The following is a 388-nucleotide window of genomic DNA, read 5'->3' on the forward strand; positions in this document are numbered from 1 at the left end:
GCTCAAGCCGGAGGCGTCCCGCGAGCAGATCGCCACCCTGTGCGCGGAGGCCAGGCAGTACGGCTTCGCCTCGGTGTGCACCAACCCGCTGTGGACGCCGTTCGTGCGGGAGCAGCTCGCGGGCAGCGACGTGCTGACCTGCGCCGTGGTCGGCTTCCCGCTGGGCGCGTCCGCCACGGAGGTCAAGGCGTTCGAGCCCGCCACGGCCGTGGCCGCGGGGGCCGACGAGATCGACATGGTCATCGACATCGCCGCCGCCCGCGCCGGCGAGCGCGAGCGGGTCGAGGCCGATGTGCGCGCCGTCGCCGAGGCCGCCCACCAGGGCGGGGCCCGGCTCAAGGTGATCATCGAGACGTGCCTGCTGACCGACGAGCAGAAGGTCCTCGCC

Annotated in this window: 1 protein-coding gene; it reads left to right on the forward strand. The window is 74.0% G+C overall.

The window, feature by feature from the left end:
• On the forward strand, positions 1–388 hold a 388-nt coding region (gene deoC, locus L6966_RS12050), incomplete at both ends, for a deoxyribose-phosphate aldolase (protein WP_237233483.1).

The organism is Rothia nasisuis (assembly GCF_928381405.1).
GTDB classification, from domain to species: Bacteria; Actinomycetota; Actinomycetes; order Actinomycetales; family Micrococcaceae; genus Rothia; species Rothia nasisuis.